Annotated in this window: 1 protein-coding gene; it reads left to right on the top strand. The window is 36.5% G+C overall.

The window, feature by feature from the left end; genetic code table 11:
• Nucleotides 1-34: 34 nt before the first annotated feature.
• Nucleotides 35-502: an IS200/IS605 family transposase gene (gene tnpA, locus OQ5_RS0115780; protein WP_016778418.1), complete on the top strand. Its 468-nt coding sequence runs from the start codon at nucleotides 35-37 to the stop codon at nucleotides 500-502.
• Nucleotides 503-513: the final 11 nt, after the last annotated feature.

The raw sequence follows: 513 nt of genomic DNA, 5'->3' as shown, positions 1-513 counted from the left end.
GGGGCGTAGCCCTGAAATCTAAAATTAAAAAAACATGGCAAACACCTACACCCAATTATACACCCAATACGTGTTCTCTGTAAAAGGCAGGGGAAACTTTATACAGGAAAAATTCAGAGATGAACTGGAAAAAATAATGTGTGGCATTATTTCCAATCACAAATGTAAAACCTATGCCATATATTGTAACCCCGATCATACCCATATTTTTGTCGGGATGCACCCGACAATTGCCCCGTCAAAATTAATGGAACAGGTAAAATCTGGCTCATCAAATTGGCTTAATAATAAAAAATACATACCCGGTAAATTCTCATGGCAGGATGGCTACGGGGCTTTTACCTATTCAAAGTCGCATATTGATAAAGTTGTGAAATACGTGCTGAATCAACCCGTACACCACAGAAAACAATCCTTTAAAGAAGAATATCTGTCATTTTTAGAAAAATTTGATGTGGATTATGACCCAAAATATCTTTTTGAATGGTATGATAATGCATAGATATCAGGGCT

It is taken from the genome of Anaerophaga thermohalophila str. Valhall (assembly GCF_000250735.1).
GTDB lineage: Bacteria > Bacteroidota > Bacteroidia > Bacteroidales > Marinilabiliaceae > Anaerophaga > Anaerophaga thermohalophila_A.
This window is presented reverse-complemented; position numbering and strand designations above follow the sequence as displayed.